General features: G+C 69.2%; 18 protein-coding genes. 15 read left to right on the top strand and 3 right to left on the bottom strand.

The genetic code is table 11. From position 1 onward, the window contains the following. Positions 1-131: 131 nt before the first annotated feature. Positions 132-461, bottom strand: coding sequence for a hypothetical protein (locus WMF17_RS17390; RefSeq protein WP_437603195.1), 330 nt, complete (start codon positions 459-461; stop codon positions 132-134). A 413-nt stretch (positions 462-874) separates the two neighbouring features. Between WMF17_RS17390 and WMF17_RS17385 the strand changes: the two genes are divergently transcribed. From WMF17_RS17385 to WMF17_RS17370, 4 genes are all read left to right on the top strand, one after another. Next, positions 875-2,533 (top strand): DUF1592 domain-containing protein, encoded by a 1,659-nt coding sequence (locus WMF17_RS17385; RefSeq protein WP_437650512.1) that lies wholly within the window; start codon positions 875-877, stop codon positions 2,531-2,533. Positions 2,534-2,535: 2 nt separating this feature from the next. Beyond that, complete coding sequence (locus WMF17_RS17380; protein WP_437603193.1) at positions 2,536-3,966, top strand: DUF1552 domain-containing protein; 1,431 nt, start codon at positions 2,536-2,538, stop codon at positions 3,964-3,966. Between the two features lie 91 nt (positions 3,967-4,057). Next, on the top strand, positions 4,058-5,461 hold the full coding sequence (locus WMF17_RS17375; protein ID WP_437650511.1) for a M64 family metallopeptidase: 1,404 nt from the start codon (positions 4,058-4,060) through the stop codon (positions 5,459-5,461). Continuing rightward, complete coding sequence (locus WMF17_RS17370; protein ID WP_437603191.1) at positions 5,440-6,024, top strand: hypothetical protein; 585 nt, start codon at positions 5,440-5,442, stop codon at positions 6,022-6,024. The genes WMF17_RS17375 and WMF17_RS17370 overlap by 22 nt, the downstream gene beginning before the upstream one ends. Positions 6,025-6,058: 34 nt before the next feature. Here the strand turns inward: WMF17_RS17370 and WMF17_RS17365 are convergent, their stop codons facing one another. Further along, positions 6,059-7,048: a LacI family DNA-binding transcriptional regulator gene (locus WMF17_RS17365; protein ID WP_437604267.1), complete on the bottom strand. Its 990-nt coding sequence runs from the start codon at positions 7,046-7,048 to the stop codon at positions 6,059-6,061. Positions 7,049-7,235: 187 nt separating this feature from the next. Here WMF17_RS17365 and WMF17_RS17360 point away from each other — a divergent pair, with 187 nt between their 5' ends. From WMF17_RS17360 to WMF17_RS17315, 10 genes are all read left to right on the top strand, one after another. Then, complete coding sequence (locus tag WMF17_RS17360; RefSeq protein ID WP_437604266.1) at positions 7,236-8,927, top strand: ribulokinase; 1,692 nt, start codon at positions 7,236-7,238, stop codon at positions 8,925-8,927. 11 nt (positions 8,928-8,938) lie between these two features. After that, the gene (gene araA / locus WMF17_RS17355) at positions 8,939-10,444 is read left to right on the top strand and encodes an L-arabinose isomerase (RefSeq protein WP_437603190.1); all 1,506 of its coding nucleotides are present in this window, start codon (positions 8,939-8,941) and stop codon (positions 10,442-10,444) included. A gap of 10 nt (positions 10,445-10,454) precedes the next feature. Next, positions 10,455-11,153 carry an L-ribulose-5-phosphate 4-epimerase gene (locus WMF17_RS17350; protein ID WP_437603189.1) on the top strand — a complete coding sequence of 233 codons (699 nt, stop codon included), beginning with the start codon at positions 10,455-10,457 and terminating at the stop codon, positions 11,151-11,153. Between the two features lie 113 nt (positions 11,154-11,266). Then, positions 11,267-12,208: an ABC transporter substrate-binding protein gene (locus WMF17_RS17345; RefSeq protein WP_437604265.1), complete on the top strand. Its 942-nt coding sequence runs from the start codon at positions 11,267-11,269 to the stop codon at positions 12,206-12,208. Positions 12,209-12,357: 149 nt separating this feature from the next. Further along, a complete protein-coding gene (locus WMF17_RS17340; RefSeq protein ID WP_437603188.1) occupies positions 12,358-13,881 on the top strand; it encodes a sugar ABC transporter ATP-binding protein in 1,524 nt (507 codons plus the stop codon). Next, a complete protein-coding gene (locus WMF17_RS17335; RefSeq protein ID WP_437650510.1) occupies positions 13,878-14,936 on the top strand; it encodes an ABC transporter permease in 1,059 nt (352 codons plus the stop codon). The genes WMF17_RS17340 and WMF17_RS17335 overlap by 4 nt, the downstream gene beginning before the upstream one ends. Then, positions 14,933-15,928 carry a galactofuranose ABC transporter, permease protein YjfF gene (yjfF, locus tag WMF17_RS17330; protein WP_437603186.1) on the top strand — a complete coding sequence of 332 codons (996 nt, stop codon included), beginning with the start codon at positions 14,933-14,935 and terminating at the stop codon, positions 15,926-15,928. Before WMF17_RS17335 ends, yjfF begins: the two co-directional genes overlap by 4 nt. A gap of 445 nt (positions 15,929-16,373) precedes the next feature. Beyond that, positions 16,374-17,306: a non-reducing end alpha-L-arabinofuranosidase family hydrolase gene (locus WMF17_RS17325; protein WP_437603185.1), complete on the top strand. Its 933-nt coding sequence runs from the start codon at positions 16,374-16,376 to the stop codon at positions 17,304-17,306. Positions 17,307-17,886: 580 nt separating this feature from the next. After that, positions 17,887-21,093 carry a glycosyl hydrolase 115 family protein gene (locus WMF17_RS17320; protein WP_437650509.1) on the top strand — a complete coding sequence of 1,069 codons (3,207 nt, stop codon included), beginning with the start codon at positions 17,887-17,889 and terminating at the stop codon, positions 21,091-21,093. Between the two features lie 253 nt (positions 21,094-21,346). Further along, entirely contained in the window at positions 21,347-22,537 is a 1,191-nt protein-coding gene (locus WMF17_RS17315) for a zinc-binding metallopeptidase family protein (RefSeq protein ID WP_437650508.1), read from the top strand. Here the strand turns inward: WMF17_RS17315 and WMF17_RS17310 are convergent. Further along, a complete protein-coding gene (locus tag WMF17_RS17310; protein WP_437650507.1) occupies positions 22,512-24,575 on the bottom strand; it encodes a PAS domain-containing sensor histidine kinase in 2,064 nt (687 codons plus the stop codon). The genes WMF17_RS17315 and WMF17_RS17310 overlap by 26 nt on opposite strands. 477 nt (positions 24,576-25,052) lie before the next feature. On the opposite strand from WMF17_RS17310, the gene WMF17_RS17305 reads away from it, so the two are divergent. Continuing rightward, positions 25,053-25,253, top strand: a complete 201-nt coding sequence (locus tag WMF17_RS17305) for a hypothetical protein (protein ID WP_437650506.1) — start codon at positions 25,053-25,055, stop codon at positions 25,251-25,253. The last annotated feature ends 33 nt before the right edge of the window (positions 25,254-25,286 follow it).

Raw genomic sequence — 25,286 nt, 5'->3', positions numbered from 1 at the left:
GCAGCCGGGCTGAACGATGCGGCCGCTGTCACGAGGAGCTTGACTTTCGGATCGCCGACGAATTTCCGGGCCCACCAGCACGACCGCATGATGCCTTGTGTCAAGCCTTCACGGCATCATAATGCCTCGTGTCAAATCCCGGGAAACGGCGTGTCAATGCGACGATCGCGGCAGCGGTTGCTCCCGGTGCGAGCCGCCGAGCTGGACCGTTCGTCAGCCTTGTCGGTCGTCAGGGCCGGAGAATAGCCGCGGGCGGACCGATTGGAGTTGACCTCGGCCATGTGAACGATCACCTCCGGTTGGAGGCTCATCTTTTTCGGCCTCACCTTGCAGCGGGGCGTCATCCGCACCGGGACCTTCGTCATCGACGACAGCGCGATGGGAGGCGGCGTGATGGCGGGCCCGACCCCGCTGCACGATGCGTCGGCCTGCCTCGAGATCGAGAAGGCGAACGGCATCACGGCGGTTGCCCGCGTAGGTTGCCATGGTCGACGGTTTGACCATGAACAACAATGGGTTCACCACCGGTACGATGACCGAGTGTCGCGAGCGCCACCATCCCCGACGACACGAGGATCGGCCGCGCGGAGGGGCGCAGCGGCTCCGATCCGGGGCGGCCGCGCGGCGCGGTCCCAGCGCGCTTGCCGCAGCCCAGAGGGTCATGGGATTATCCACGCAGCACGGCGGACTCGCCGGGAGGTATCGTGTGAATCGATCTTCGTTATTGGCCGCCGCTGAAGGCGGTGCTCACGCCGCCTTGGAGCCCGCTCGCGACAAAGCTCCAAGGCGCCTCGAGGACCGATGTCGCGCAGCCGAAGTCATGAAACTTTCCACTCGCGTTCCTGATCCGAGCGTCGCGTACGAGCGCCCGGAGGTGGAAACGTTCACTCGCAGCAAGCTCGCCTCTCGACTGCGGGGGATGGTCGCATGCGCTTCGCTCCTCGTTGCAGGGTGCGTTGGCGAGCTCGGTGATGGCGCGATTTCCCCGGGCGGCGAAGGGAATCCCTCGGGGAGCGGAGACGGCCTGTGCAACCCGCGGCTGGAGCGACGGATCGTGCTGCTCGCCGATCTGCAGTTCTCGAACGCCATCCGGGATCTCCTGGGAGATGAGGCCATCGAGCCGGACCAGGCGCCGGACGCGCGGACGAAGCCGTTTGCCAAGAAGGGCGTCGTGGCCGGGACCTCCCTCGTGCATACGCGGCTCGCGAGGGCCGCCTATGCGGCCGAGAGCCTCGCGGGGCGCTTCGAGCAGGTGACCGGCTGCGCCCCTGACGGAGACGACGCCTGCGCCACGGCGTTCCTGACGCGGTTCGCGCAGCGGGCGTTCCGCCGGCCGATGGACGCGACGGAGCTCGACAACCTGGGGTCCGTGGTTCGCCTCGGGAGCGAGACGAGCTACGAACGCGGCGTCTCGCTCGCTGTCGAGGCGATCCTTGCGTCGCCCTCTTTCTCCTACCGCACCGAGCTCGGCGACGGCGCGGACGGCGATGTGGTGAAGCTCTCGGCGCACGAGACCGCGAGCGAGCTCTCGTTCTTCTTGACGGACAGCCTGCCGGACGCAGATCTCGCCGCCGCCGCCGACTCCGGCGCCCTGAACGACCCTGCGGAGCTGATGCGCCAGACCGAGCGCCTGCTCGAGAAGCCCGAGACGCGCCGCAGCCTGAGCACCACGCTGATCGCGGCGTGGGGGCTCAGCAACCTGTTCGGCACGGTGAAGGATCCAGGGCTCTTCCCCGAGTACACCCCCGCTCTCCAGGCAAGCATGTTCCACGAGACCGAGCTGCTCCTGGAGGAGCTCCTGTGGAACCGCGGCGCGGACGTGTCGGCCCTGCTCACCTCGAGGGAGACGTTCGTGAACGGTCTGCTCGCGCAGGTCTACGGCGTGGAGCACACGGGCGCGGACCCGGAGGAGTTCGCGAGGGTCACGCTGCCGGCCGATGAGCGCGCCGGGATCCTCACGCAGCCCGGTCTGCTCGCGGCGCTGTCCCGGACCGACAACACGAGCGTCGTCGCGCGAGGGCTCTTCGTGCACGGGGCGCTGCTCTGCATGGGGAAGATCGGCGCGCCCCCGGAGTCGGTCGCGGACGCGATCCAGGAATTGCTCGATGCCGACCTGAGCGAGCGCGAGCGCGCCGACGCGCGCGCCGCGAACGCCACCTGCGCGGGGTGTCACAACCAGTTCGACGCGTTCGGCCTGCTGCTCGAGCAGTACGATCCGGTCGGCCGGTACCGCGACACCGTCGATGGGGAGCCGATCGACGCGCGCGTCGACCTGACCGGCAGGGGCGACATCGGGGGGATCTACGCGAGCGCCGTCGAGTTCATCGACGCCGTCGCGGAGACCGATGGATTCGCCACCTGCGTCACGCGGCACCTCCTGACCTACGGCACGGACGACGACACGCTCACGCCCCGCGCCTGTCAGGTCGAGCGCGTGATCGCGACGCTGCCGGAGGGCCAGCGGACACTACCCAACGTCGTGAGAGCCATCGTGACATCGCCGGCGCTGACCGAGCGCGCCAAGGGGAATTGACTGTGCGCTACAACCTATCCTATGCATGGTCTCGCCGCCGCTTCCTGCAAGGCATCGGCGCCGCCGCGGGCCTCGTCACGGTGCTCAAGGGCCTCGAGTCGGCCGCGGAGGGCGCGACGGCGCCGAAGCGCTTGCTGATCGTGCAGCGCCCGGTCGGCACCGTGTATCAGAACTTCTGGCCGCAAGGGGACGGGACCGACTTCACGCTCTCCCGCATCCTCGACCCGTTCGCGCCCATGAAGGCTCGCATGGTCGTGATGCGCGATCTGAAGCTGCCCTTCGATGGGTCCGTCGGCGGCGGCCACGAGCGCGGAACGGTGCTGATGGCCACGGGGCAGCGGACCAAGCAGCTGTATCCGGGCAACGGCGGTGACGATCCGATGGCCGAGGGGCCGAGCATCGACCAGCTGCTCGTGAAGCAGTCGCTCGAGCTGCAGGGCCCCCCCATCGCATCGCTCCAGGTCTCTTGCGACAACCGCGCCGACACGCCCGAGGTGTCGACCCGCCACATGTCCTATTCGGGCCCGCGCGCGCCGATGAAGCCCTACTACCAGCCGCTCGAGGCGTACCGGCGGGTGTTCGGCACGCTGATGCCGGGCGGCCCGACGGACGACAACCTGGATGCCCTGGCGCGGGCGCGCCTGGAGAAGAAGAGCGTGCTCGACTTCGCGATGAAGGACCTGAAGCGCCTTCAGAGCCTCGCGCCGAGCTCGCAGCGAGATGCGCTGGAGGGGCACGCCGCCGCCATCCGCGAGGTGGAGAAGGAGTTTGACGCGGCCCCGAGGGATCCCGCGTCCTGCGGCGTCCCGCAGGAGCCAGAGACCATCGACGTGAGCGGGCACATCGATCCCTACGAGAGCTCGCACGTCGTCTCGGAGCGCGACGACGTGAAGCACGCGCGCATCGGCGCCCTGCATTTCGCCGTGATCAAGGCCGCTTTCCGCTGCGACCTGACGCGCGTGGTCACGTTCCAGTGGGCCCCTGGCACGAACCACGTGAGCTTCGGCGAGCTGTGGCCGCCCGACTCCTCCATCTTCAAGGTGCACCACACCACGAGCCACGATCCCGATACGCGCGACACGCTCGAGTTCCTCACGCGGGTAGAAGAGTTCTACGCCGGCCACGTCGCCGGCTTTCTGCAGGAGCTCGCGGAGACGGAGGACGTGGCCGGCGGGAGGCTGCTCGACAGCACGCTGGTCCCCTACATCACGGAGGTCGGCACGCGAACGCACAACTGGGACAACATGCCGTGGTTGCTGTTCGGCGGCGAGGGCACCAAGCTGCGCGGCGGGCAGGTGTGGACCAACCGCAATCGCGGCCTCCGCTCCACCAACGACGTGTGGATGGCGTGCGCGGCCGCCTTCGGTGTCCCGGATCTCGTGATGGGGGACAGCGACCAGCGGACCACGGCGATCGAGGGGCTGTTCGGGTGAGCGGAGGCCGCAGGGCTCACACGCACCTGCGGCGCAGGCTCCCGGTTCCCGTTTGGCATTGCAACCGGCGAGAGATCGTGAGGCGAGAGCGATGAAATCGAGCTGCATGCTGCGCGTCGTGAGTCTTGTGGCGCTCTGCGCTTGCGGCGAGGCCCCCGGCAGCGGCACGGCGACGACGGACGGCGGCGGTACGTCGGAGGGCGGCTCTGCCAGCGGCGGGGCAGCAGGCAGCGGCAGTCCCGGCTCGGGCGGCTCGGGCGGCGCGGCCCAGGGCGGCTCTGCCGGCACGGGCGCCGGGGGAGCCTTCGTCCCCGGCGGCGATGGAGGAGGCGGCTCCGCTTACGTCCTCGATTGCGGCACGAATGGCGTGACCATCGAGAGCGCTGGCCCACCGGTCAACCGCGTCAACTACGTCATCCTGGGCGACGGCTACGACGCCACGACCGTGAACACCACGTACATCGAGCACGTCGAGGCGGCGATGGACCTGCGCTTCAGCAGCCCGATCGGCGAGCCGTACGGCAGATATCGCAAGTTCGTCAACATCTGCGCCATCAAGCTGGTCAGCCCCTCGAACGGCGTCCCAGGAGCGCTCGGCTGCTCGGGCGACGATGAGAGCCGCCTCGCAGACTGCGATACCCGTGCGGCGGATGACGCGCTCAAGGCGAACCTCCCCGATGATCTCGAGGTCGACTGGCACGCCATCGTGTTGAACAACAATCGCTGGTGGAACACGGGCGCGTCGTGGATGCTCTGGTCCGGCGCGCATCCGGAGGCCGCCGGAGCGGCCCTGCATGAAGGTGGCCACGGCTTCCATCAGCTGGCCGACGAGTATTGCGCCAAGGCGACGGGCTCGAGCTGCGGCGCGAACACGTGCAGCGGCAGCGGCACCGAGTACGTCGAGGTGAACTCGACGAGCGATTGCACGACGACGGCGGGCAAATGGGACAAGTGGCTGGGCCATGACGCCGCCGACGCCACGGGCATCCAGGGCACCTTCGTCGGCAGCCGCTATGTCGACAGCGGGCAGTACCGCCCGTCTTCGAACTCGATGATGAACAGCCTGTTTGGAGACAACAAGGACACGAGCTTCAACCCGGTCTCGCGCGAGAAGATCATCATGGACATCTGGATGCGCGTCAAGCCGATCGACTCGACCGATCCACCCGCTGGCACCGTCACGGCCCCGGCGACGCTCGCGGTCAACGTGATCGATCCCGAGGTCATCAGCGTCGATTGGACGCTCGACGGCGACGTGATCGCGACCGACGGCGGCCCCGTCTACAACGTCGCCGCGGCGGGCCTCGCCCCGGGCACTCACACCATCGTCGCCAGGGCCTACGACAACGCCGGCGAAGAGTGGGTGCGCTACCGCAGCGGGGAGTGCCTCGACCCGCCGCCCTCGACGAACCCCCGTTACATCGATCCCTGCTGGGGTCGAGACAGCTGGCTCCGCTCGCAAGAGACGGTGACATGGACGGTGACGATCCCGTGAGGTCGACGCGCGGGCGCTGGGTCGTGGCCGCGCTGATGCTCCTCGGCGCGGCGCTCTACGTCGTCCATCGCTCGCGAGAGCCCGATGGACGACGGCTGCCTTCATCTCGGCAGGAGACGTCGCGGGAGGAGGCGCCGCGCGAGGGAGCGTCGCGCCGCGCGTCGGCCGGACCGCCCGCGGCGCTCGGCAGCGCCGAGGTCGCCGCGGCGGCCCTCGACCTGCCCGTCATCGGGCCGAGCCCCGACGACCGACACGACGGCCCCGCTCACCCTCACCCGGTCACGCCGCGTCACCTCGAGATCCAGCATGAGAACGGCCTGATCGCGCTGCTGAACGACGCGATGAGCGCGCGGAGCGGGGCGCGGATGCGCGAGCTCGTGCACGAGGTTCGTCGCGCGCACCCCAGGGACTCGGACCCGCTCCAGGACGGCTACGAGATCATCGCGGACTGCCTCGAGGTGCCCGGCGAGGCGTCGAGAGCGGCAGCGGAGGGCTACTACGCCGAGCATCGCGCCTCGACCGTGAGGCGCTTCGTGCGCACGATCTGCCTCGAAGGGCGTTGAAATGTGAACGCTCGCAGGTCCCCGCCACGCGGGCTCACGGGTGTCTGAGGGCGGCGGTGCTCTTGCGCAGGACGAGCTCGGTCTCGACCACGACGCGCGACGAGGAGCGCTGGCCGCTCTCGATCTGGTCGAGCAGGAGGTGGAGGCACCGGCGTCCCAGCTCGGAGAAGTCCTGGCGGACGGTGGTGAGCGGGGGCGTGAAGTAGGCCGCCTCCGGGATGTCGTCGAAGCCGACGATGCTGATGTCCTGCGGCGCCTCGCGCCCGATCTCGTGGAGGAAGCGCAGCAGGCCGAGCGCCATCTGATCGTTCGCCACGAACACGGCGGTGATGCCCGGCGTGCGCACGAGCTGCGGGGCGAGCGCGTAGCCGGAGCGCGCGCTCCAGTCGCCGCGCAACAGAGGCGGGATCTCGGCGCCGGCCGCCGTCAGCGCCGAGCGCCAGCCGTCGATGCGCTGGTCGGCATCGAGCCACTCGGGCGGGCCGGCGATGTGCCACACCGTCCGGTGCCCCAGGTCGAGGAGATGCCGCGTCGCGGCCACCGCGCCCCCGAGCTGATCGACGGCGACCACCGGGAACGAATCGTCCGGCCCGCCCTCGACGGCGACCACCGGGACGTCGGACGTGAGATGGCGGAGCGCGTCCACCGCCGAGCGCTGCGGGGCGATGACGACGATGCCGTCCGCCCCCTGATCGCACAGCCGCTGCACGGCCTCCACCACCGGCGCGCGGCTGAGCGACTTCAAGCTCGCGATGCTGATGCCGTAGCCGGCGTCGTGCGCCGCGTCCTCGATCCCGAGCAGGGTCGACGCCGGACCGTAGAGCGTCGTGTCGAAGCTGACCACGCCCAGCGTCCGCGACCGCCCGGTGACGAGCGCCTGCGCCACCGAGCTGGGCCGGTAGTCCAGCTGGCGGATCGCGTCGAGCACCCGCTCCCGCGTGTCGCGATGCACATGCGGGCTGTCGTGCAGGACCCGCGACACCGTTTGATACGAGACGCCTGCGAGCTTGGCCACGTCCACCATGACCGCAGCCCGGCGCCCGCCCCTCTTGACGCGGCGCTCCGGAAGCAACCTATCCACCTTGTCCGTCATCAGGGCGGGAGAATAGCCGTAGACGGACCGATTGGAATTGACATCCGTCGTGTGAACGTTCACATTCTGTTTCGGGCCATACTTTTCTGGCTTCGGCTTCACCTTGCAGCGGATCGTCATGGGCATCGGGACCTTCGTCATCGGCATCGATTTCGGCACCGACTCCGTTCGCGCGGTCGTCGCGGACGCGAGCGACGGCGGGCTCGCGGGGGCTGCGGTCGCGCCGTACCCGCGCTGGGCGCAGGGGCTCTACTGCGACCCACACGCGCACCGGTTCCGCCAGCATCCGCTCGACTACCTCCATGCCATGGAGGCGGCTGTCCGCTCGGCCCTGAGCCAGGCGGGCAGCGACGTCGCCGCGCGCGTGCGCGGGATCGCGGTCGATACCACCGGATCCACGCCGGTCCTGGCCGACGCGACGGGCCGGCCTCTCGCGCTCTGCCCCGGCTTCGAGGAAGACCCGGACGCGATGTTCCTTCTCTGGAAGGACCACACCGCCGTGGCCGAAGCGGCGCGGATCAACGAGGTCGCCCGGACCTGGGGCGGCGTGGATTACACGAAATTCGAGGGCGGCGTGTACTCCGCCGAGTGGTTCTGGGCCAAGGTGCTCCACGTCATCGAGGCCAACCCGGCGGTCGCGCGCGCGACGGTCACCGTCCTGGAGCACTGCGACTGGATCCCCGCCGTCCTGACCGGCACAGACGACCTCGGGCGGATCAAGCGGAGCCGCTGCGCCGCCGGCCACAAGGCGATGTGGCACGCGGCGTTCGACGGCTATCCGTCGAACGAGTTCCTGGCGAGGCTGAATCCGCGCCTGCCCGCGCTCAGGGCCACGCTCGGCGCGCAGACCTGGACCGCGGACGCGCCCTTCGGGACGATCTCGCCGGAGTGGGCCGAGAGGCTCGGCATCCCGGGCGACGTGGTCGTCGCCGTCGGCGCGTTCGACGCGCACATGGGCGCGGTCGGCGGCGATATCCAGCCGCACCACCTGCTCAAGGTCATGGGCACGAGCACGTGCGATATGCTCGTCGTCCCGAAGACGGGCGCGCCGGAGGTCCTCGTCGCCGGGATCTGCGGCCAGGTCGACGGCTCGATCCTCCCCGGCGCGATCGGCTACGAAGCGGGGCAGTCCGCCTTCGGTGACGTCTTTGCCTGGTTCAAGCGGCTCCTCAGCTGGCCGCTCCTCGCCATCCCCCCTGCCCTCCCCGGCGCCGGGGGCTCGCACGGGGAGGCGCCGCGCGCGGCGATCGCCGAGGAGGTCATCGACCGGATCATCCCCGAGCTGGAGAGGGCGGCCGCGGAGATCCCGCCGGCTCAGAGCTCGGTGATGGCGCTCGACTGGCTGAACGGGCGGAGGACCCCGGACGCGGACCAGCGGCTCAAGGGCGCCCTCGTCCGCCTCGACCTGGCCACCGACGCTCCGCGGATCTACCGCGCGCTCGCCGAGGGGATCGCGTTCGGTTCGCGCTCCATCGTCGAGCGCTTCCGGTCCGAGGGGCTCCGCATCGACGGCGTCATCGGCGTCGGCGGGGTCGCGCGGAAGAGCCCCTTCACCATGCAGGTCCTGGCGGACGTGCTCGACATGACCGTCGAGGTCCGCGCCGGCGAGCAGCCGGTGGCCCTGGGCGCGGCGATGTTCGCCGCCACGGCCGCCGGCCTGCACGCCACGATCGAGGACGCACAGCGCGCGATGTCGCCCGGGACCGAGGCCCGGTATCGGCCGGATCCCGAGCGCGCCAGGCGCTATGACGCGCTCTATCGGGACTATGTCGCGCTCGGGTCGTTCGTGGAGAGGGAGCTGACGCAATGAGCAGGGTCGCGATGAAAGAACTTCGGGAGAGCTTCGAGGTGTGGTTCTTGACGGGCAGTCAGGACCTCTACGGCGAGGAGACGCTGAAGCAGGTCGCCGAGCACGCGCGGGAGATCGCCGCGCATCTCGACGCCTCCGGCAAGCTCCCGGTCAAGGTCGTCTGGAAGCCGACGCTCAAGAGCCCGGAGGCGATCCTCGCCGTCTGCCGCGAGGCCAACGCGACGCCGCGGTGCGCCGGCGTGATCACGTGGATGCACACGTTCTCGCCCGCGAAGATGTGGATCGCGGGGCTCCTGCGCCTGGAGAAGCCGCTCGCGCACCTGCACACGCAGTATAACCGCGAGCTCCCCTGGGACAGCATCGACATGGATTTCATGAACCTGAACCAGTCGGCCCACGGGGACCGCGAGTTCGGGTACATCGGCGCTCGCCTGCGCATCGACCGGAAGGTCGTCGTCGGCCACTGGATGGACGACGACGTCCTCGCCAAGCTCGACGTCTGGGCGCGCGCCGCCTGCGCCATCCTGGACGCGCGGCGGCTCAAGATCGCCCGCTTCGGCGGCATGAACATGAGAGAGGTGGCCGTCACCGGCGGCGATCGCGTCGAGGCGCAGGTCAAGCTCGGTTGGTCGGTGAACGGCTACGGCATAGGCGATCTCGTGGGGCGGATCGCCGACGTCGACGAGCGCGAGGTCGACCGCCTGGTGGCGGAGTACGACGAGGCGTACTCCGTCGCACCCGCCCTGAGGAAGGGCGGAGATCGCCGCGGCGAGCTGCGGTACGCGGCGAGGCAGGAGGCGGCGATGCGCTCCTTCCTCGAGGAGGGCGGCTTCGGCGGGTTCACCACGACCTTCGAGGACCTGCACGGGCTCAAGCAGCTCCCCGGCCTCGCGGTGCAGCGCCTCATGGCCGACGGCTACGGCTTCGGGGCGGAGGGCGACTGGAAGTCCTGCGGCCTGGTCCGCGCCCTGAAGGTCATGTCGGCCGGCCTGCGCGGGGGCGTCTCCTTCATGGAGGACTACACCTATCACCTCGTCCAGGGGAAGGAGCGCGTCCTCGGCGCCCACATGCTCGAGATCTGTCCCTCGATCGCCGCGGGGAAGCCGTCGCTGGAGATCCACCCGCTCTCCATCGGCAGCAAGGCGGACCCTTGCCGGCTCGTCTTCGACGCCGGGACCGGGCCCGCGGTGAACGTCGCCATGGTTGACATGCGCGGCCGCATGCGGATCGTCGCCAACGAGCTCGAGGCGGTGGCGCCCGACAGGGCGATGCCGAAGCTGCCGGTGGCGCGCGCGGTGTGGATCCCCAGGCCGGATTTCAAGCTCGCGTGCGAGGCGTGGATCCTGGCCGGGGGCGCCCATCACTGCGCGCACAGCCGCGCCCTGACGATGGCGCACGTGGAGGACTTCGCCTCCATCGCCGGCGTGGAGGTGGTTTGCATCGGCGAGGGGACCGAGATCCGCGCGCTCAAGAACGAGCTCCGCTGGAACGACCTCGCCTACCGGATGGCGCACTGAGGGCCGGGATGTGAGCACGACCTATCGAGAGCTGCGCGAGCGCGCCTGGGAGGCGAACCTGGAGATCCCGCGCCGGGGGCTCGCCATCTACACCTTCGGCAACGTCTCGGCGTTCGATCGCGACCGGGGCGTCCTGGCCATCAAGCCGAGCGGCATCGCGTACGATCGGCTATCGGCCGACGACATGGTGGTGGTCGACCTGGAGGGGAACGTGGTGGAGGGCAAGCTCCGCCCTTCCTCGGATACCCGGACGCACATCGTGCTGTACGCCAGCTTCCACGGGGTGGGCGGCGTCGTGCACACGCACTCGACCTACGCGACGAGCTGGGCGCAGACAGGCACGCCGATCCCGATCTACGGTACGACGCACGCGGATCACCTGGCCGAGGACGTGCCGTGCACCGAGGTGATGCGCGCGGACGCCGTGCAGGGCGACTATGAGACGGAGACCGGGAAGCAGATCGTCGAGTGCTTCAGGGAGCGGAGCCCGATCCACACACCGATGGTGCTCGTGGCGGGGCACGGCCCCTTCGCGTGGGGAGAGGACGCCGACAAGGCGGTGTACAATGCCGTGGTGCTCGAGGAGATCGCGAGGATGGCGTTCATCACCCGCGCGATCCACCCGGGCGCCGCGCGCCTGCCCGAGGCGCTCGTGCGCAAGCACTTCGACCGGAAACACGGGAAGGGCGCGTACTACGGCCAGAAGTGACGCCGGACGTCGCGGGACGACGGCGAGGACGACCAAGGTGCCCCGGGAGACGGGGCGATGGACACGATGAAAGGAGCTGCGCCTTGAAGAGGAGCAATTTTGTCGCCACGACGATGGTGGCGCTGGCCGGGCTGGCGCTGATCCTGGCCGGGCTGGGCTGTCAGAAGGAAAAGAAGCAGATCACGCTCGGGTTCTCCCAGATCGGCGCCGAGAGCGAGTGGCGGACCGCGAACACAAAATCGATCGAGGAGGCGGCCAAGGAGGCCGGGCTCGACCTCAAGCTCTCCGACGCGCAACAGAAGCAGGAGAACCAGATCAAGGCCATCCGGTCGTTCATCGCCCAGAAGGTCGACGTCATCGCCTTCTCGCCCGTGGTCGAGACCGGCTGGGAGCCCGTCCTGCGCGAGGCCAGCGCGGCCAAGATCCCGGTCATCCTCACCGATCGCGCCGTGGACGTGAAGGACGAGAGCCTCTGGGTCACCTTCATCGGCTCGGACTTCGTCGAGGAAGGCCGCCGCGCGGCGAAGTGGCTGGTCGAGAAGACGAAGGATCAGAAGGACCCCGTCAACATCGTCGAGCTGCAGGGCACCGTCGGCTCGGCCCCCGCGATCGACCGCAAGAAGGGGTTCGAGGAGATCATCAAGGACAGGCCCGAGCTCAAGATCATCCGCTCGCAGACGGGCGACTTCACCCGCGCGAAGGGCAAGGAGGTCATGGAGGCGTTCCTCAAGGCGGAGGGCAAGAACATCCACGTCCTCTACGCCCACAACGACGACATGGCGATCGGCGCGATCCAGGCGATCGAGGAGGCCGGCCTCCGCCCGGGCAAGGACATCCTCGTCATCTCCATCGACGCGGTGAAGGGCGCGTTCGAGGCGATGATGGCCGGCAAGCTCAACGTGACCGTCGAGTGCAGCCCCCTGCTCGGGCCGCAGCTCATGAGCGCGGTCAAGGACGTGGTGGCAGGCAAGACGCTGCCCAAGCGCATCGTGACCGAGGAGGGCGTCTTCCCCATGGAGACCGCCGCCCAGGAGCTCCCGAAGCGCAAGTACTGAGCGGCGGGGGCGCGCTCATCTGCCCATCGAGGTTTCACGGGAAGGCCGGGGGACAGGGGGGGAGCTTCTTCCCGCCCTGGCCTCGGTTCGGTTGACAGCGCTGTCCGGGCGCGCGCGGCGGCGATCTCGGCGCCGAGAGGATGGGAGCCATGGGGAGCGACGTCGTGCCCGTGCTCGAGATGAAGCGGATCTCCAAGAGTTTCCCGGGTGTGCAGGCGCTCCTGTCCGTCGACTTCCGCCTGCTGCCGGGAGAGGTGCACACGCTCATGGGGCAGAACGGCGCCGGCAAGTCGACCCTCGTCAAGGTCATCACCGGCGTCCACCCCCCGGACGGCGGGCAGATCCTCCTCGATGGCCGGGAGATCAGGCCGTCGAGCCCGCAGGGCGCGCAGCGGGCGGGCATCAGCGCCGTGTTCCAGGAGGTGAACCTGTGCACCAACCTGTCGGTCGCCGAGAACATCTACCTCGGGCATGAGGGCGAAAGCCCCTTCGCCATCCGGTGGGGGGAGATGCGCCGGAAGGCCGCCGCCCTGCTGTCGGACCTCAACGTCCACATCGACGTCGCCGCGCCGCTCTCGGCCTTCTCCCTGGCCGTCCAGCAGATCGTCGCGATCGCGCGCGCGCTCAGCGCCAGGGCCAAGATCCTCATCCTCGACGAGCCGACATCGAGCCTGGCCGAGGACGAGGTCAAGACGCTGTTCTCCGTCATCCGGCGCCTCACGGGGCAAGGGATGGCGGTCCTGTTCATCACGCACTTCCTCGACCAGGTGTTCGAGATCTCCGACCGGATCACGGTGCTGAGGAATGGCCAGCGGGTCGGCGAGTACCTGGCCGCGGAGCTCTCGCGCATGGATCTCGTCACGAAGATGGTCGGGCGCGACGTCGCCGACGAGGGCCCGACCCGGGCCGAGCGCGCCCGGGCGGCGAAGCCGGCCGTCGTGGAGGCGCCCTTCCTGCGGGCACGCGGCCTCGGCAAGAAAGGCTCGGTCAGGGACATCGACCTCGAGGTGAGGCCGGGGGAAGAGCTCGGCATCGCCGGTCTCCTGGGCGCCGGAAAGTCGGAGACGGTGCGGCTCCTGTTCGGGATCGACAGGGCGGACCAGGGCACCATCGAGATCGGCGGCGCAGAGGCGCGCATCGGCTCGCCGCTCGACGCGATCGCGCGCGGGCTCGGCTTCTGCCCCGAGGACCGGAAGCTCGAGGGCATCCTCGGCGACCTCTCGCTGCGCGAGAACATCGTCGTCGCCCTCCAGGCCAAGCGCGGCATCTTCCGCAACCTGTCTCGCGGACGACAGGACGAGATCGCCCGCACGTACATCCAGCGGCTCGGCATCGTGGCGGCCGACGCGGAGGTGCCCATCTCCAAGCTGAGCGGCGGCAACCAGCAGAAGGCGCTCCTGGCCCGCTGGCTGGCGACCGACCCGCGCATGCTCATCCTCGACGAGCCGACCCGCGGCATCGACGTGGCGGCCAAGGGCGAGATCATGGGCCAGGTCATGGATCTCTGCGACCTGGGCATGGCGGTGGTGTTCGTCTCGTCCGAGATGGCCGAGGCGCTGCGCTACTCGGACCGGGTCGTCGTCCTGCGCGACAGGCGCAAGGTGGCCGACCTGGCCACCGGCGAGACAAACGAGCAGGCGGTGTACCGGATCATCGCGGGAGGTCACGCGTGAGCGCGGCGGCCGCCTCCCTGCGCCGGCTCACCCGGAAAAGCGCCTTCTGGCCGACGGCGATGCTCGGCCTCCTGCTCCTCTTCAACCTCGTCACCAACCCGCAGCTCTTCGCGATCACGGTCAAGGACGGCCACCTGTACGGCAGCGTCATCGACATCCTGAACCGCGCGGCGCCGCTCATGATCATCGCCATGGGTCTCACCCTGGTGATCGCCACCCACGGCATCGACATCTCGGTGGGCGCGGTCGTCGCCATCTCGGGCGCGGTCGCGGCGGCGCTGATCGGCGGCGAGCTGGCCCTGCGCGGCGGGACCGGCATGGAGAACGTGACGCAGTTCCCGCTGCCGATCGTCATCGGCGGCGCGCTCGGCGTGGCGCTGGTCTTCGGCATGTGGAACGGAGCGCTCGTGTCGCTGCTCGGCATGCAGCCGATCATCGCGACCCTGATCCTGCTCGTCATGGGCCGGGGCGTCGCCCAGCTCATCACGAACGGCCAGATCCTCACGATCTATTACGGTCCTTACCATGTCATCGGGAACGGCTTCCTGCTGGGAATCCCTGTCTCGCTGTTCATCGTGGCAGGCGTGGGCGCCGCCCTCTGGCTCCTGACCCGCAAGACCGCGCTCGGCATGTTCGTCGAGGCGATCGGCGTGAACCCGGTCGCCTCGCGGCTGGCCGGGATCCGCGCGCGCTCGATCACCTTCGCCTGTTATGCCGTGTGCGGCCTGTGCGCCGGCATCGCCGGGCTCATCGTGAGCTCGAACGTCAAGAGCGCCGACGGCAACAACGCGGGGCTGCTCTTCGAGCTCGACGCCATCCTGGCCGTGGTCCTGGGCGGGACGTCGCTCTCCGGGGGCAGGTTCACGCTGGCGGGGAGCGTCATCGGCGCCCTCATCCTCCAGACGCTCACCACGACGATCTATTCCGTCGGCGTGCCGCCCGAGGTCAACCTGGTGGTGAAGGCCATCGTCGTCTTCCTGGTCAGCATCCTGCAGTCGCAGAAGGTCAGGGATCTCATCGGAAAGCAGCGTGCAGGGAGAGTGGCCGTACCATGAGCAACATCGCAGCCGCGACCAGGCGGTCCGTCCGGATCCACCCGCGGCACCTGCCGCTCGCCGTCACCATCGGCCTCTTCGCGCTCATGTTCGGGGCCGGGTCGTGCCTGTTCGAGGGGTTCTTCTCGCTGCAGGTGTTCCTCAACTTCTTCATCGACAATGCGTTCCTGGCGATCACCGCCATCGGGATGACCTTCGTCATCCTCTCCGGCGGGATCGATCTCTCGGTCGGCTCGGTCATCGCGCTGACCACGATGGTCTCGGCGTCGCTCGTCGAGCACCACGGCGTCAGCCCGGCCGTGGTCATCCCGCTCGTCCTGGCCATGGGCGCGGGCATCGGCCTCGTGATGGGGGTGATCATCCAGTACTTCGAGGTCCAGGCCTTCATCGTCACCCTGGCGGGGATGTTCCTGGCTCGCGGGCTCTGTTACCTCATCAGCATCGAATCCATCACGATCACCCACGGCTTCTACGTCGACGTCTCGTCGCGCCGCATCCCTTTCCTGTTCGACACGTCGATCACCTGGAACGTCGTCATCGCGCTGGTGCTGTTCGCCGCGGCCATCTACCTCGCGCACTACACGCGCTTCGGCCGCACGGTCTACGCGATCGGCGGGAGCGAGCAGTCCGCCCTGCTCATGGGCCTCCCGGTGCCGAGGACCAAGGTGCTCATCTACACCTTGAGCGGGTTCTGCTCGGCGCTGGCGGGCGTCGCCTTCACGTTTTACATGGTGTCCGGTTACGCGCTGCACGCCGGCGGCATGGAGCTGGATGCCATCGCCGCCGTCGTCATCGGCGGCACCCTGCTGACCGGCGGCTTCGGCACGGTCGTCGGGACCCTGTTCGGCGTGCTCATCCACGGCACCATCCAGACCCTCATCATGTTCGAGGGCACCCTCAGCTCCTGGTGGACCAAGATCGTCATCGGTCTGCTCCTCCTGGTCTCCTGCCTGCTCCAGCGGCTCTTCCAGCGGAGCGCCCGGCCGGCATGACACGGGCGGGATGATGGGGGCGCCGTTCGAGCACGTGTTGCGCCAACAGGCCTTTGCGCTCGTGCGATGGTTGTCTTGAACTCGCGCGGGAATCAATAGTTTCACGACAAGCAGCTTGGAGGTCACCGTGCGTTCATGGGCAGCAGGATTCATCACCTTCGTTGGATTGATCATTGTGGGTTGCGCCTCGTCCGACACAGAGCCCACCCCGGAGGAGCCGAGCACCTCGTCCGGGGCGACCGCGGGGAGCTCCGTGGGTCAGGGTGGATCGGGAGCTGGAACCGAAACCGGAACCGGAACCGGAGCCGGTAGCGGGGGCGGCTCCACGAGCGGGGGCGGCTCCACGAGCGGGGGCGGGGCGCAAAACGAGGGCGGTTCTCCGAACGCCGGCGGTGGTGGCGCCGGCGGCGCGGCGGGCGGCGATGCCTCGTCCACGGGCGGCAGCATGAGCCCTGGCTGCGGCGTGCCCACGAGCTTCAAATGGGAGTCGTCACCCGTGCTGATCACCCCGCCGAGCGGCTCCGTGTCCATCAAGGACCCGACCGTCCTGTTCCATGACGGCAAGTGGCACGTGTACGCGACGCACTATTCCAACGGCTACAACATGACGTATCTGAACTTCACCGACTGGGATCAGGCCCGGTCGGCGCCGAAGACGCTCCTGAGCACGAACCCCAACCTGACCGGGTACAAGTGCGCCCCGCAGCTCTTCTACTTCTCGCCGCAGGACCTGTGGTACCTCGTCTACCAGAGCCAGCCGCCCACCTACTCGACCACCAAGGATCCGAGCGACGTCCGATCCTGGTCAGCGCCTCGGACCTTCATCGCGAACGAGCCCGCGATCGTCACCCAGAACAAGGGTTCAGGGACGTGGATCGACTTCTGGGTGATCTGCGACGACGCGAATTGCCACCTCTTCTTCTCCGATGACAACGGGCACCTCTATCGAAGCCAGACCAGCAAGGCCAGCTTCCCGAATGGCTTCGGCACGCCGGTCATCGTCATGAGCGACGAGAGGTTCGACCTGTTCGAGGCGGCCAACGTCTACAAGATCAAGGGCTCGGACAAGTATCTCCTGATCCACGAGAGCATCGGCGACGGTCGGTATTTCCGCTCCTGGACCGCGGACAAGCTCGACGGCGCCTGGACGCCGCTGGCGGACACGCAGGCAAACCCCTTCGCGGGGAAGAGCAACGTCACGGGCGCCGGCTGGTCGAACGACGGGATCAGCCACGGTGAGATGCTCCGCGATAACCCCGACGAGACCATGACGATCGACACCTGCAACATGCAGTATCTCTATCAGGGCCGGACCAAGGCCGGGGCCGAGTACAATCTGCACGAGTACAGCCTCGGGCTGCTCACGGATGCGCGGTGATGTGAAGCCATGACGAGCCGGACCGCTCGGGCGAGCGCGGCGCTGGCATCCGTGGGCCGGCCGTCTCGAGCGTGAATCGCCGTGAGGTCGACAAATCCGCGCGCGCCGCCGGAAGTCCCCTCGGCGACGGGACGAAGGGCGCGCCGCCCTCGCCGTGCCAGGCGTGATCAGACCGACCCCCTCCGGGAATACCTGAGCCTGACCTGAGCGCCGCGAGCCCGGGGACTCCAGCACGCCTTGCGCGTGGCAACGGGCGACAATCGACAACCTGGGTTATCTGGCAGGGCGAGCAGGCGGGCTCCGTCCTCCGCTGCAGCCTCGTGTCCACGAGGAGCTGCGTGCTTGTGTCGCTTTGTGTCTCTGATTGCGCAGGCGCACCTCGGCGTGCGCCGGGGGCGTCCATTCGAGTGAACAGCCGGGAAGGTCGCACATGACAACCACGCAAGAATATTGCAGCGTCAACGAATTGACGCGATCCAGCCAGGAGAACGCCCGCGCGCGGTGCGCCGGTCGTCCGTGTGCCCGCCCAGGCAAGCGAACGCTCGGCGCGCTGTGGGCCCCCTGGAGGCCCCTGGTGCGGATGGGGATCCTCTGCGGGGTGCTGCCCCTCGCCTTGTCGGTGCTGGGGAGCGGTTGTTCGGGCTCGGACGGCGCGTCGCCGAAGCCCGGCGATCCGGACACGCCGACGGGAGGGGGTGCAGGCGCGCCGACGGGAGGGGGTGGCGCAGGCTCGCCGACGGGAGGCGGCGCAGGCGAACCGACGGGAGGAGGCGCGGGCGAACCGACGGGAGATCCGGACCCGCCGCACCCCGAGGATCCGGAGAAGTACGTCGCGTTCGAGCCCGGGCCCGAGCGCTTCCCCATGGTCGGCGCCGGCAAGGCCGCGCCGCTCGTCGTGAGCTCGAGCGACTACGCGGGCGTTGTCCGGGTCGTGAGCGACCTCAAGACCGACATCGGCCGGGTCACCCAGGTCGAGCCCGAGATCTCGCTCGACGAGATCCCGGCGGCGGACGACGTGGTGATCATCGGGACCCTGGGCAAGAGCCCGCTCGTGGACCAGCTGGTGAGCGAGAACAAGCTCGACGTCACCGACATCGCAGGCCGGTGGGAGACGTCCCTCCTGCAGGTGGTGGACAATCCGGCGCCGGGCGTCCGCCGCGCGTTCGTGATCGCCGGCAGCGACCAGCGCGGGACGATCTTCGGCGCATACGACGTCTCGAGGAACATCGGCGTGTCGCCCTGGCACTACTGGGACGACGTCCCGGCGCACCAGCACGACGAGCTGTACATCCTGCCCGGGCGCTACTCGCAGGGGGAGCCGAAGGTGAAATACCGCGGCTTCTTCATCAACGACGAGAACCCCGCGCTGGGCACCTGGGCGCGCAACACCTTCGGCCCCGCGCCCAACTCGAGCCGCCCGGACGGCTTCAACCATGAGCTCTACGCCCACGTGTACGAGGTCATGCTCCGCCTCAAGGCCAACTACCTGTGGCCGGCCGTCTGGGGCAGGTCGCTCTTCGACGACGACCCCGAGAGCCAGGCGCTGGCCGCCGAGTACGGCATCGTGATGGGGACCTCGCACGAGGCGCCGATGATGCGGGCGCAGGACGAGTGGGATCGCTTCGGGCAATCCGGAGGCCGGTACGGCGGCAACGGGCAGTGGAACTTCGACAGGAACACGGAGGCGCTGAAGAAGTACTGGACCGACAGCATCACGCGGATGAAGGACTACGAGAGCGTGGTGACCGTCGGGATGCGCGGCAACGGCGACCTGCCCATCGACAACGGCGGCAACATCGATCTGATGCAGCGGATCGTGGCGGCGCAGCGGGAGATCCTGGGCGAGGTCACGGGCAAGGACGTCACCACCATCCCGCAGGTCTGGACGCTCTACAAGGAGGTCCAGGCCTTCTGGGACGACGGCATGCGGGCGCCGGACGACGTGATCATCAACTGGTGCGACGACAACTGGGGCAACATGCGCGAGCTGCCCGACCTGTCGGCGCCGGAGCGATCGGGCGGCTACGGGCTCTACTACCACTTCGACTACGTGGGCGGCGGCCGGAACTACAAGTGGGTCGACACGACCCTCCTCCCCAGCGTCTGGGAGCAGCTCCACCTGTCCTATCGATACGGCGTCGATCGGCTGTGGGTGGTGAACGTGGGCGACATGAAGAACGAGGAGCACCCGCTCGAGTTCTTCCTGGACTATGCGTGGAACCCCGAGCGGTGGCCGATCGAGCGCCTCCCCGTGTGGGAGCGGCAGTGGGCGGCGCAGCAGTTCGGGCCGGAGCACGCGGCCGAGATCGCGGAGGTGCTGACGATGTACTCCAGGCTCCAGTCGCGCCGGAAGCCGGAGCTGCTCAACCGGGTCATCACCCTCAACCCGAACGCCAACATCGCCACGAACCCCGACAGCGCCGTTGTCTACGCCGACGGCAGCCCCTTCAGCCTGATCCATTACGGCGAGGCGGAGCGGGTCGTCGCGGAGTGGCAGGCGCTCGCGGCCGAGGCGGAGCGGCTCAACGAGGCGCTGCCGGCGTCGTTCCGGGACGCCTACTACCAGCTCGTGCTCTACCAGGTGAAGGCCAGCGCCAACCTGTACGAGCTCCGCCTGGCCGGGTTCAAGAACATCCTCTACGCCGCCCAGAAGCGCGCCGCCACGAAGGACATGGCCACGACCGCCGAGGCCCGGTTCGCCGACGACAAGGCGATGTCGAGCTACTACAACAACACGCTGGCCGGCGGGAAATGGAAGGGCTTCCAGACGCAGCCCAAGATCGGCTATGGCGGGAACTATCCGAACTCGGGCTGGCAGCAGCCGGAGCGGAACAACACGGCCATCGAGGACTTCATCTGGCCCGAGCTCCGGCAGATCAGCCTGCCGAGCGGGGCCGACATGGGCGTGGCCATCGACGGGTCCGACAAGGTCTGGCCCGCACAGGGCACGGCGGCGGTGCTGCCCGAGCTCACCCCGTTCCAGACGCAGCCGGCCCAGTACATCGAGGTCTTCAACCGCGGTCAGGCGCCGTTCGATTACAAGATCGAGCCGTCCGTGCCCTGGGTGAAGGTCTGGCCGAACAACGGCGCGATCGAGAAGGAAGTGCGCGCCACGGTGAGCGTCGACTGGGAGGCCGCGCCCAAGGGGACCACGGAGGTGCCGATCACGGTGACGGGGCCGAACGGCAGCTCGGTGGTCGTCCAGGCCATCGTCAAGAACCCGGACGTGGACCGCGACGCGCTCGAGGGGTTCGTGGAGAGCAACGGGTACGTCTCGATCGAGGCCGAGCACTTCACGCGTGCCGTGGGCGCGGACCCGATCTCGTGGCAGCTCATCCCGGACATCGGCCGGACGGCAGGGGGCATGACGCCCTTCCCGGTCACCGCGGCCAGGCAGACGCCCGGCGGAGAGAGCCCGCACCTCGAGTACAAGATCAACACCTTCACGTCCGGGAAGGTGACGGTCTGGGCATACCTGTCGCCGAGGAACAACGTGCTGCACTCCGATGGGCTGAAGTACGCCGTGTCCATCGACGACGGGCAGCCGCAGGTCGTCAACGTCACCACCGCGCTCAACGGCATCCCGATGAACAAGTCGTGGGAGAGGAACACGTCGGACAACATGAATCTCACGTCGACCACGCACACAATCGCTCAGCCTGGCGAGCACGTGCTGAAGTTCTGGATGGTCGACCCGACCGTGGTGGTGCAGAAGCTCGTCGTGGACACGGGTGGGCTCAAGCCGAGCTACCTCGGGCCGCCCGAGAGCTACCGCGCGAAGCCGTAGCGAGGCGCGAGCGCGCAAAGGCACGGGATCCCCTCCTGGGCGGGTGATCCCGGCCTGGACGCCCCGACCTGGGGCGACCCAACCTGGGTCGGATCGACGGCGTTTTTGCCACACTGAGACACTCCGCGACGTCCGGGCGAGCGGTGGAGCGTCGCGCGGCGTCAGGCGCACGACGGGAACATCGCGCCCCTTGCCTGGCACATAGCTTGCCATCAAGAAGACGATCGCTCACCATCGAGACCCATCCACCCTCATGCCCACCCGTTTCGACAGTCTGATCGCGCGCCTGCGCAGCGTATGGAAACCGGCCAAGCAACCCACCGCCCCGCGCGCCTACCGGTGCCAGTGCGAAAGGCCGGTGTTCTTCCGCAACAGCGAGTGCCTGGCCTGCAAGGCGCCGCTCGGCTATGAGCCCGAGCGCGCCCAGGTGCTGCCGCTGAAGCCCGGGCCGACCGAGGGCGACTGGCAGCTCTGGCACGATACGGCGGACCCGCCGCGCCTCTATCGACGCTGCGGCAACTTCGACTCGGCCTCGGGCTGCAACTGGCTCGTCCCGGCGGCCGCCGAGACGCCCGCGCTCTGCGACGCCTGCCGGCTCAACCGCACCATTCCGGACCTCTCCATCGCCGATCACGAGGCGCTATGGCGCCGCATCGAGACGGCCAAGCGACGGCTCGTGTCGCAGCTCCTCGCGCTGAACCTGCCGGTGAAGTCGAAGCTCGGCGACGACCCGGAGCGCGGCCTCTGCTTCGATTTCCTCGCGTCGCCGCCCGACGGGCCCAGGGTACTGACCGGCCACGCCGACGGCGTGATCACCCTGAACGTCGAGGAGGCGGACGACGCCACGCGCGAGCGCATCCGCGCCGCGATGCGCGAGCCCTACCGCACGCTGCTCGGGCACTTCCGGCACGAGGTCGGCCATTATTACTGGGACCGCCTGGTGCGCGACACGGCATGGCTGGCGACGTTCCGGGAGCTGTTCGGCGACGAGCGTCAGGACTACGCCGCAGCGCTGAAGACCAACTACGAGCAAGGCCCGCCGGCCGACTGGCCGCAGCGCTTCGTCAGCGCCTACGCCAGCATGCACCCGTGGGAAGACTGGGCCGAGACCTGGGCCCACTACCTCCACATGGTCGACACCGTGGACACCGCCCTCAGCTTCGGCATCGACGCCGACGACGTGGAGCTCGACGCCGAGCCGTGGGGCACCGACGCGCTGTGGCGACCGGACGCGCCGGGGGCCGAGACCTTCCTCGGCTTCCTGAACGCCTGGGTGGAGCTGACGGGCGTCCTCAACGAGATGTCGCGCAGCATGGGCCAGCACGACTTCTACCCGTTCGTGCTGCCGCGCCCCGCCGTGGCGAAGCTGCAGTTCATCCACCTCGTCGTGAACGGAGCCCCCGCCCCGGCGCCCGCCGCTACCCCAGCCCCTTGGGCCAGGTGAACGAGAAGGCGGCGCCGCGCCCGACGTCCGAGTCGAGCGCGACGGCGCCGCCGCTGCTCTCGACGATCTTCTTCACGAGCGCGAGCCCGACGCCCGTGCCCTCCGACCTGTCCCGCGCCTCCAGCGTCTGGAAGATGATGAACACCTTGTCGTGGAAGCGCGGGGAGATGCCGGGCCCGTTGTCCGCCACCGCGAAGCGCCAGTGCGAGCCCGCGTCCGCGCAGGAGACGACGGCGCGGCCGCTCTCCCTGTCGCGGTGGTGCTTGATGGCATTGCCGATGAGGTTCATGAAGACCTGCTGGAGCATCGTGCGCTCCGCCACGACGCTGGGCAGGGGGCCGGCGACCTCGACGCGGAAGCCGCCCGGCGGCGACAGGAGATCCACGACCTCCTCGATGAGCGGGCCCACCGCGACGACCTCGGTGGGCACCCGGATGCGCCCGACGCGCGAGTAATCGAGGATGGCGTCGATGAGCGCGTCCATGCGCTGCACGCGGTTGCGCAGGAGCTCCAGGTTCCGCTTCGACGCCTCGCTCAGGTGCTCGTGCTCGTCGTCCTCGATCCACTGCGAGAGGTTCGCGATGCCCCGCAGCGGCGCCTTGAGATCGTGCGACGTGACGTAGGCGAACTGATCGAGCTCGCGGTTCGAGCGCTGCAGCGCCTCGGTGAGCCTCGCCAGCTCGTCCGCGCGCTGGCGCAGCGCGAGGTCCGCGCGGGCGCGCTCGATGGCGATGGCGGCGAGGCGCGTCGCGACGCGGACGACCTCCTCGTCGGCGGGGGTCGGCGCGCCGGGCGAAGGCCTGTACACGGCCCAGGTGCCCAGCACCTCGCCCTTCGAGGAGAGGATGGGCGTGGACCAGCAGGCGCGCAGCCCGAGCGGGAGGGCGAGGTGGCGGAAGTCGGCCCAGAGCGGGTCGGTCGCGATGTCCTCCACGACGACCGGCGCGCGGCGGTGGGCGGCGGTGCCGCACGAGCCCGCGCGCGGGCCGATGAGGAGCCCGTGCACCGCCGTGTTGTAGGACGCCGGCAGGCTCGGCGCCGCGCCGTGGAGGAGGCGGAGGCCGTCGTCGCTCGCGAGCAGGACGGTGAAGCGGCGGCCGGCCGAGAGCTCCTCGGCGTCGCGGCACAGCACGTCGAGCGTCTCCTCCAGGCCGTGGTGGAGGGCGATCATCTCGAGCACCTTGCGCTGCCACGCGAGGAGGATCTGCTGCCGGCGCTGCAGGGTGGCGTCCATCATCGAGCCGATCATGCGGATGGCCTTCCCTGCCCCGTCGCGCAGCACGAGGCCGCGGTCGTAGATGATCGCGTACTCGCCGTCGGCGCGGCGGAAGCGGTACTCCTCGCTCCACGTCGTCGCGGTCCCGTCGATCGCGTCGTGGATGCTGCGGTAGACGCGATCGAGGTCGTCCGGGTGGATGCGGCCCATCCAGCTCTCGGGTCCCGGCTCGAGCTCGTCGAGCCGGTAGCCGAAGGTGCGCTCGAAGTTCTCGCTCCACCAGACCGTCTCGGCGGCGAAGTCCCAGTCCCAGAGGGTGTCGTTCGTGGCCCTGGCGAGGAGGTGGAAGCGCTGATCGCTGAGGCGCAGCAGGTCCTGCGCCCTCCGGCGCGGCGTCACGTCCTCGAGCGCGCCTTCGTAGCGCACGACGCGCCCGGCCGCGTCGCGGATGGCGCGCGCGGTGATGCTGACCCACACGCGCGTCCCGTCGAGGCGCACGAACTCGACCTCGTGGCCGTGGACGGCGCCCTCGCGGTCGAGGATGCCCATGATCTCCTGCCGCTTCCCGGGGTCGCCGTAGAAGGTCGGGACGGGCAGGTCGACGAACTGCGTGGGGTCCGCGTAGCCGAGGAGGCGCGCGAACGCGCGGTTCGCGTCGATGAAGCGCCCCTCGGGCGTGGTCGTGAAGAGCGCGACCGGGCACCCGGCGTAGAACGAGGCGAGGCGATCGTCGCTGGGGAGCGGGGCGAGCTCCCCCTCGGCGCTCGCCTTCTCGGTGCGGGTCACGGCGTCGGATGGGGTGATGCGGAGGTCGTGGGTCATTCGGGAGGGATCTCGCGGCGGGGCATTTCCTTTGAGGGCGCGCCCCGACGACCGCAAGGGCGATGCGGTCCGCCGCGCCATCCGGCGCGCGCTCCGCCGTACTGCCGCGCCCGCTGCGCGGCCCCTGGCCCCCTGGCGCGATCGCGGGCTCACGCCCGGCAACAGTCAGCCGGGATGGGGGCTGGACGTCGTCGCCGAGGTCGCCCGAGCTGCGGCGTCGATCCACGAGCCCCCCGAGGCGTGGCCCCGCTGGACCTGCGCCTCCACGAGACGAGCCAGGAGGTTCGTAGTGACCACCGAATTCGACTCTCGCCCGAATTGTTCAGTCCACCAACATGGGCGTGACGTCTCGCATCGAGGCATAGGCGAGTATGCCTATACCTGGAGCCAGGTGGCTCGGGTACGACGTCGTGGCAGTCACCTGCATCGGGCGATGCGAGGACGGACGGAGATCTTGGAACGGAGGGGCGAGGGCGAATGGAGACGCTTCGCAATTTCTGCACGACCGCTCCAGGGGTAGCTGCGCTCGCGGCGCTGGCCTGCTCCAGCCAGGGAGACGCGACGACCGAGGCGCCGCCCGGCAACGGCAGCGCCGGACGGCTCGCCGGGACCGGCACCGGCGGCTCCGGTGCCACGGGCGGCTCGTCGGCGACGGGTGGCTCGTCGGGGGTGGAGTGAACGCGGTCCCTTCGATGCCCCGCAGGCTGTGGA

Origin of the sequence: Sorangium sp. So ce362, assembly GCF_051519845.1 — a bacterium.
GTDB lineage: Bacteria > Myxococcota_A > Polyangia > Polyangiales > Polyangiaceae > Sorangium.
Note: the sequence above shows the minus strand (reverse complement) of the source record. Positions and strands in the feature narration are given on the sequence as shown.

Coding starts and splice junctions, on each gene's coding strand:
- WMF17_RS17325 (WP_437603185.1), top strand. CDS start 16,374: ATGAGCCCTGGCTGCGGCGTGCCCACGAGCTTCAAATGGGAGTCGTCA.
- WMF17_RS17305 (WP_437650506.1), top strand. CDS start 25,053: ATGGAGACGCTTCGCAATTTCTGCACGACCGCTCCAGGGGTAGCTGCG.
- yjfF (WP_437603186.1), top strand. CDS start 14,933: ATGAGCAACATCGCAGCCGCGACCAGGCGGTCCGTCCGGATCCACCCG.
- WMF17_RS17315 (WP_437650508.1), top strand. CDS start 21,347: ATGCCCACCCGTTTCGACAGTCTGATCGCGCGCCTGCGCAGCGTATGG.
- WMF17_RS17320 (WP_437650509.1), top strand. CDS start 17,887: ATGGGGATCCTCTGCGGGGTGCTGCCCCTCGCCTTGTCGGTGCTGGGG.
- WMF17_RS17310 (WP_437650507.1), bottom strand. CDS start 24,575: ATGACCCACGACCTCCGCATCACCCCATCCGACGCCGTGACCCGCACC.
- WMF17_RS17375 (WP_437650511.1), top strand. CDS start 4,058: ATGAAATCGAGCTGCATGCTGCGCGTCGTGAGTCTTGTGGCGCTCTGC.
- WMF17_RS17340 (WP_437603188.1), top strand. CDS start 12,358: ATGGGGAGCGACGTCGTGCCCGTGCTCGAGATGAAGCGGATCTCCAAG.
- WMF17_RS17365 (WP_437604267.1), bottom strand. CDS start 7,048: ATGGTGGACGTGGCCAAGCTCGCAGGCGTCTCGTATCAAACGGTGTCG.
- WMF17_RS17345 (WP_437604265.1), top strand. CDS start 11,267: ATGGTGGCGCTGGCCGGGCTGGCGCTGATCCTGGCCGGGCTGGGCTGT.
- WMF17_RS17360 (WP_437604266.1), top strand. CDS start 7,236: ATGGGCATCGGGACCTTCGTCATCGGCATCGATTTCGGCACCGACTCC.
- araA (WP_437603190.1), top strand. CDS start 8,939: ATGAAAGAACTTCGGGAGAGCTTCGAGGTGTGGTTCTTGACGGGCAGT.
- WMF17_RS17370 (WP_437603191.1), top strand. CDS start 5,440: ATGGACGGTGACGATCCCGTGAGGTCGACGCGCGGGCGCTGGGTCGTG.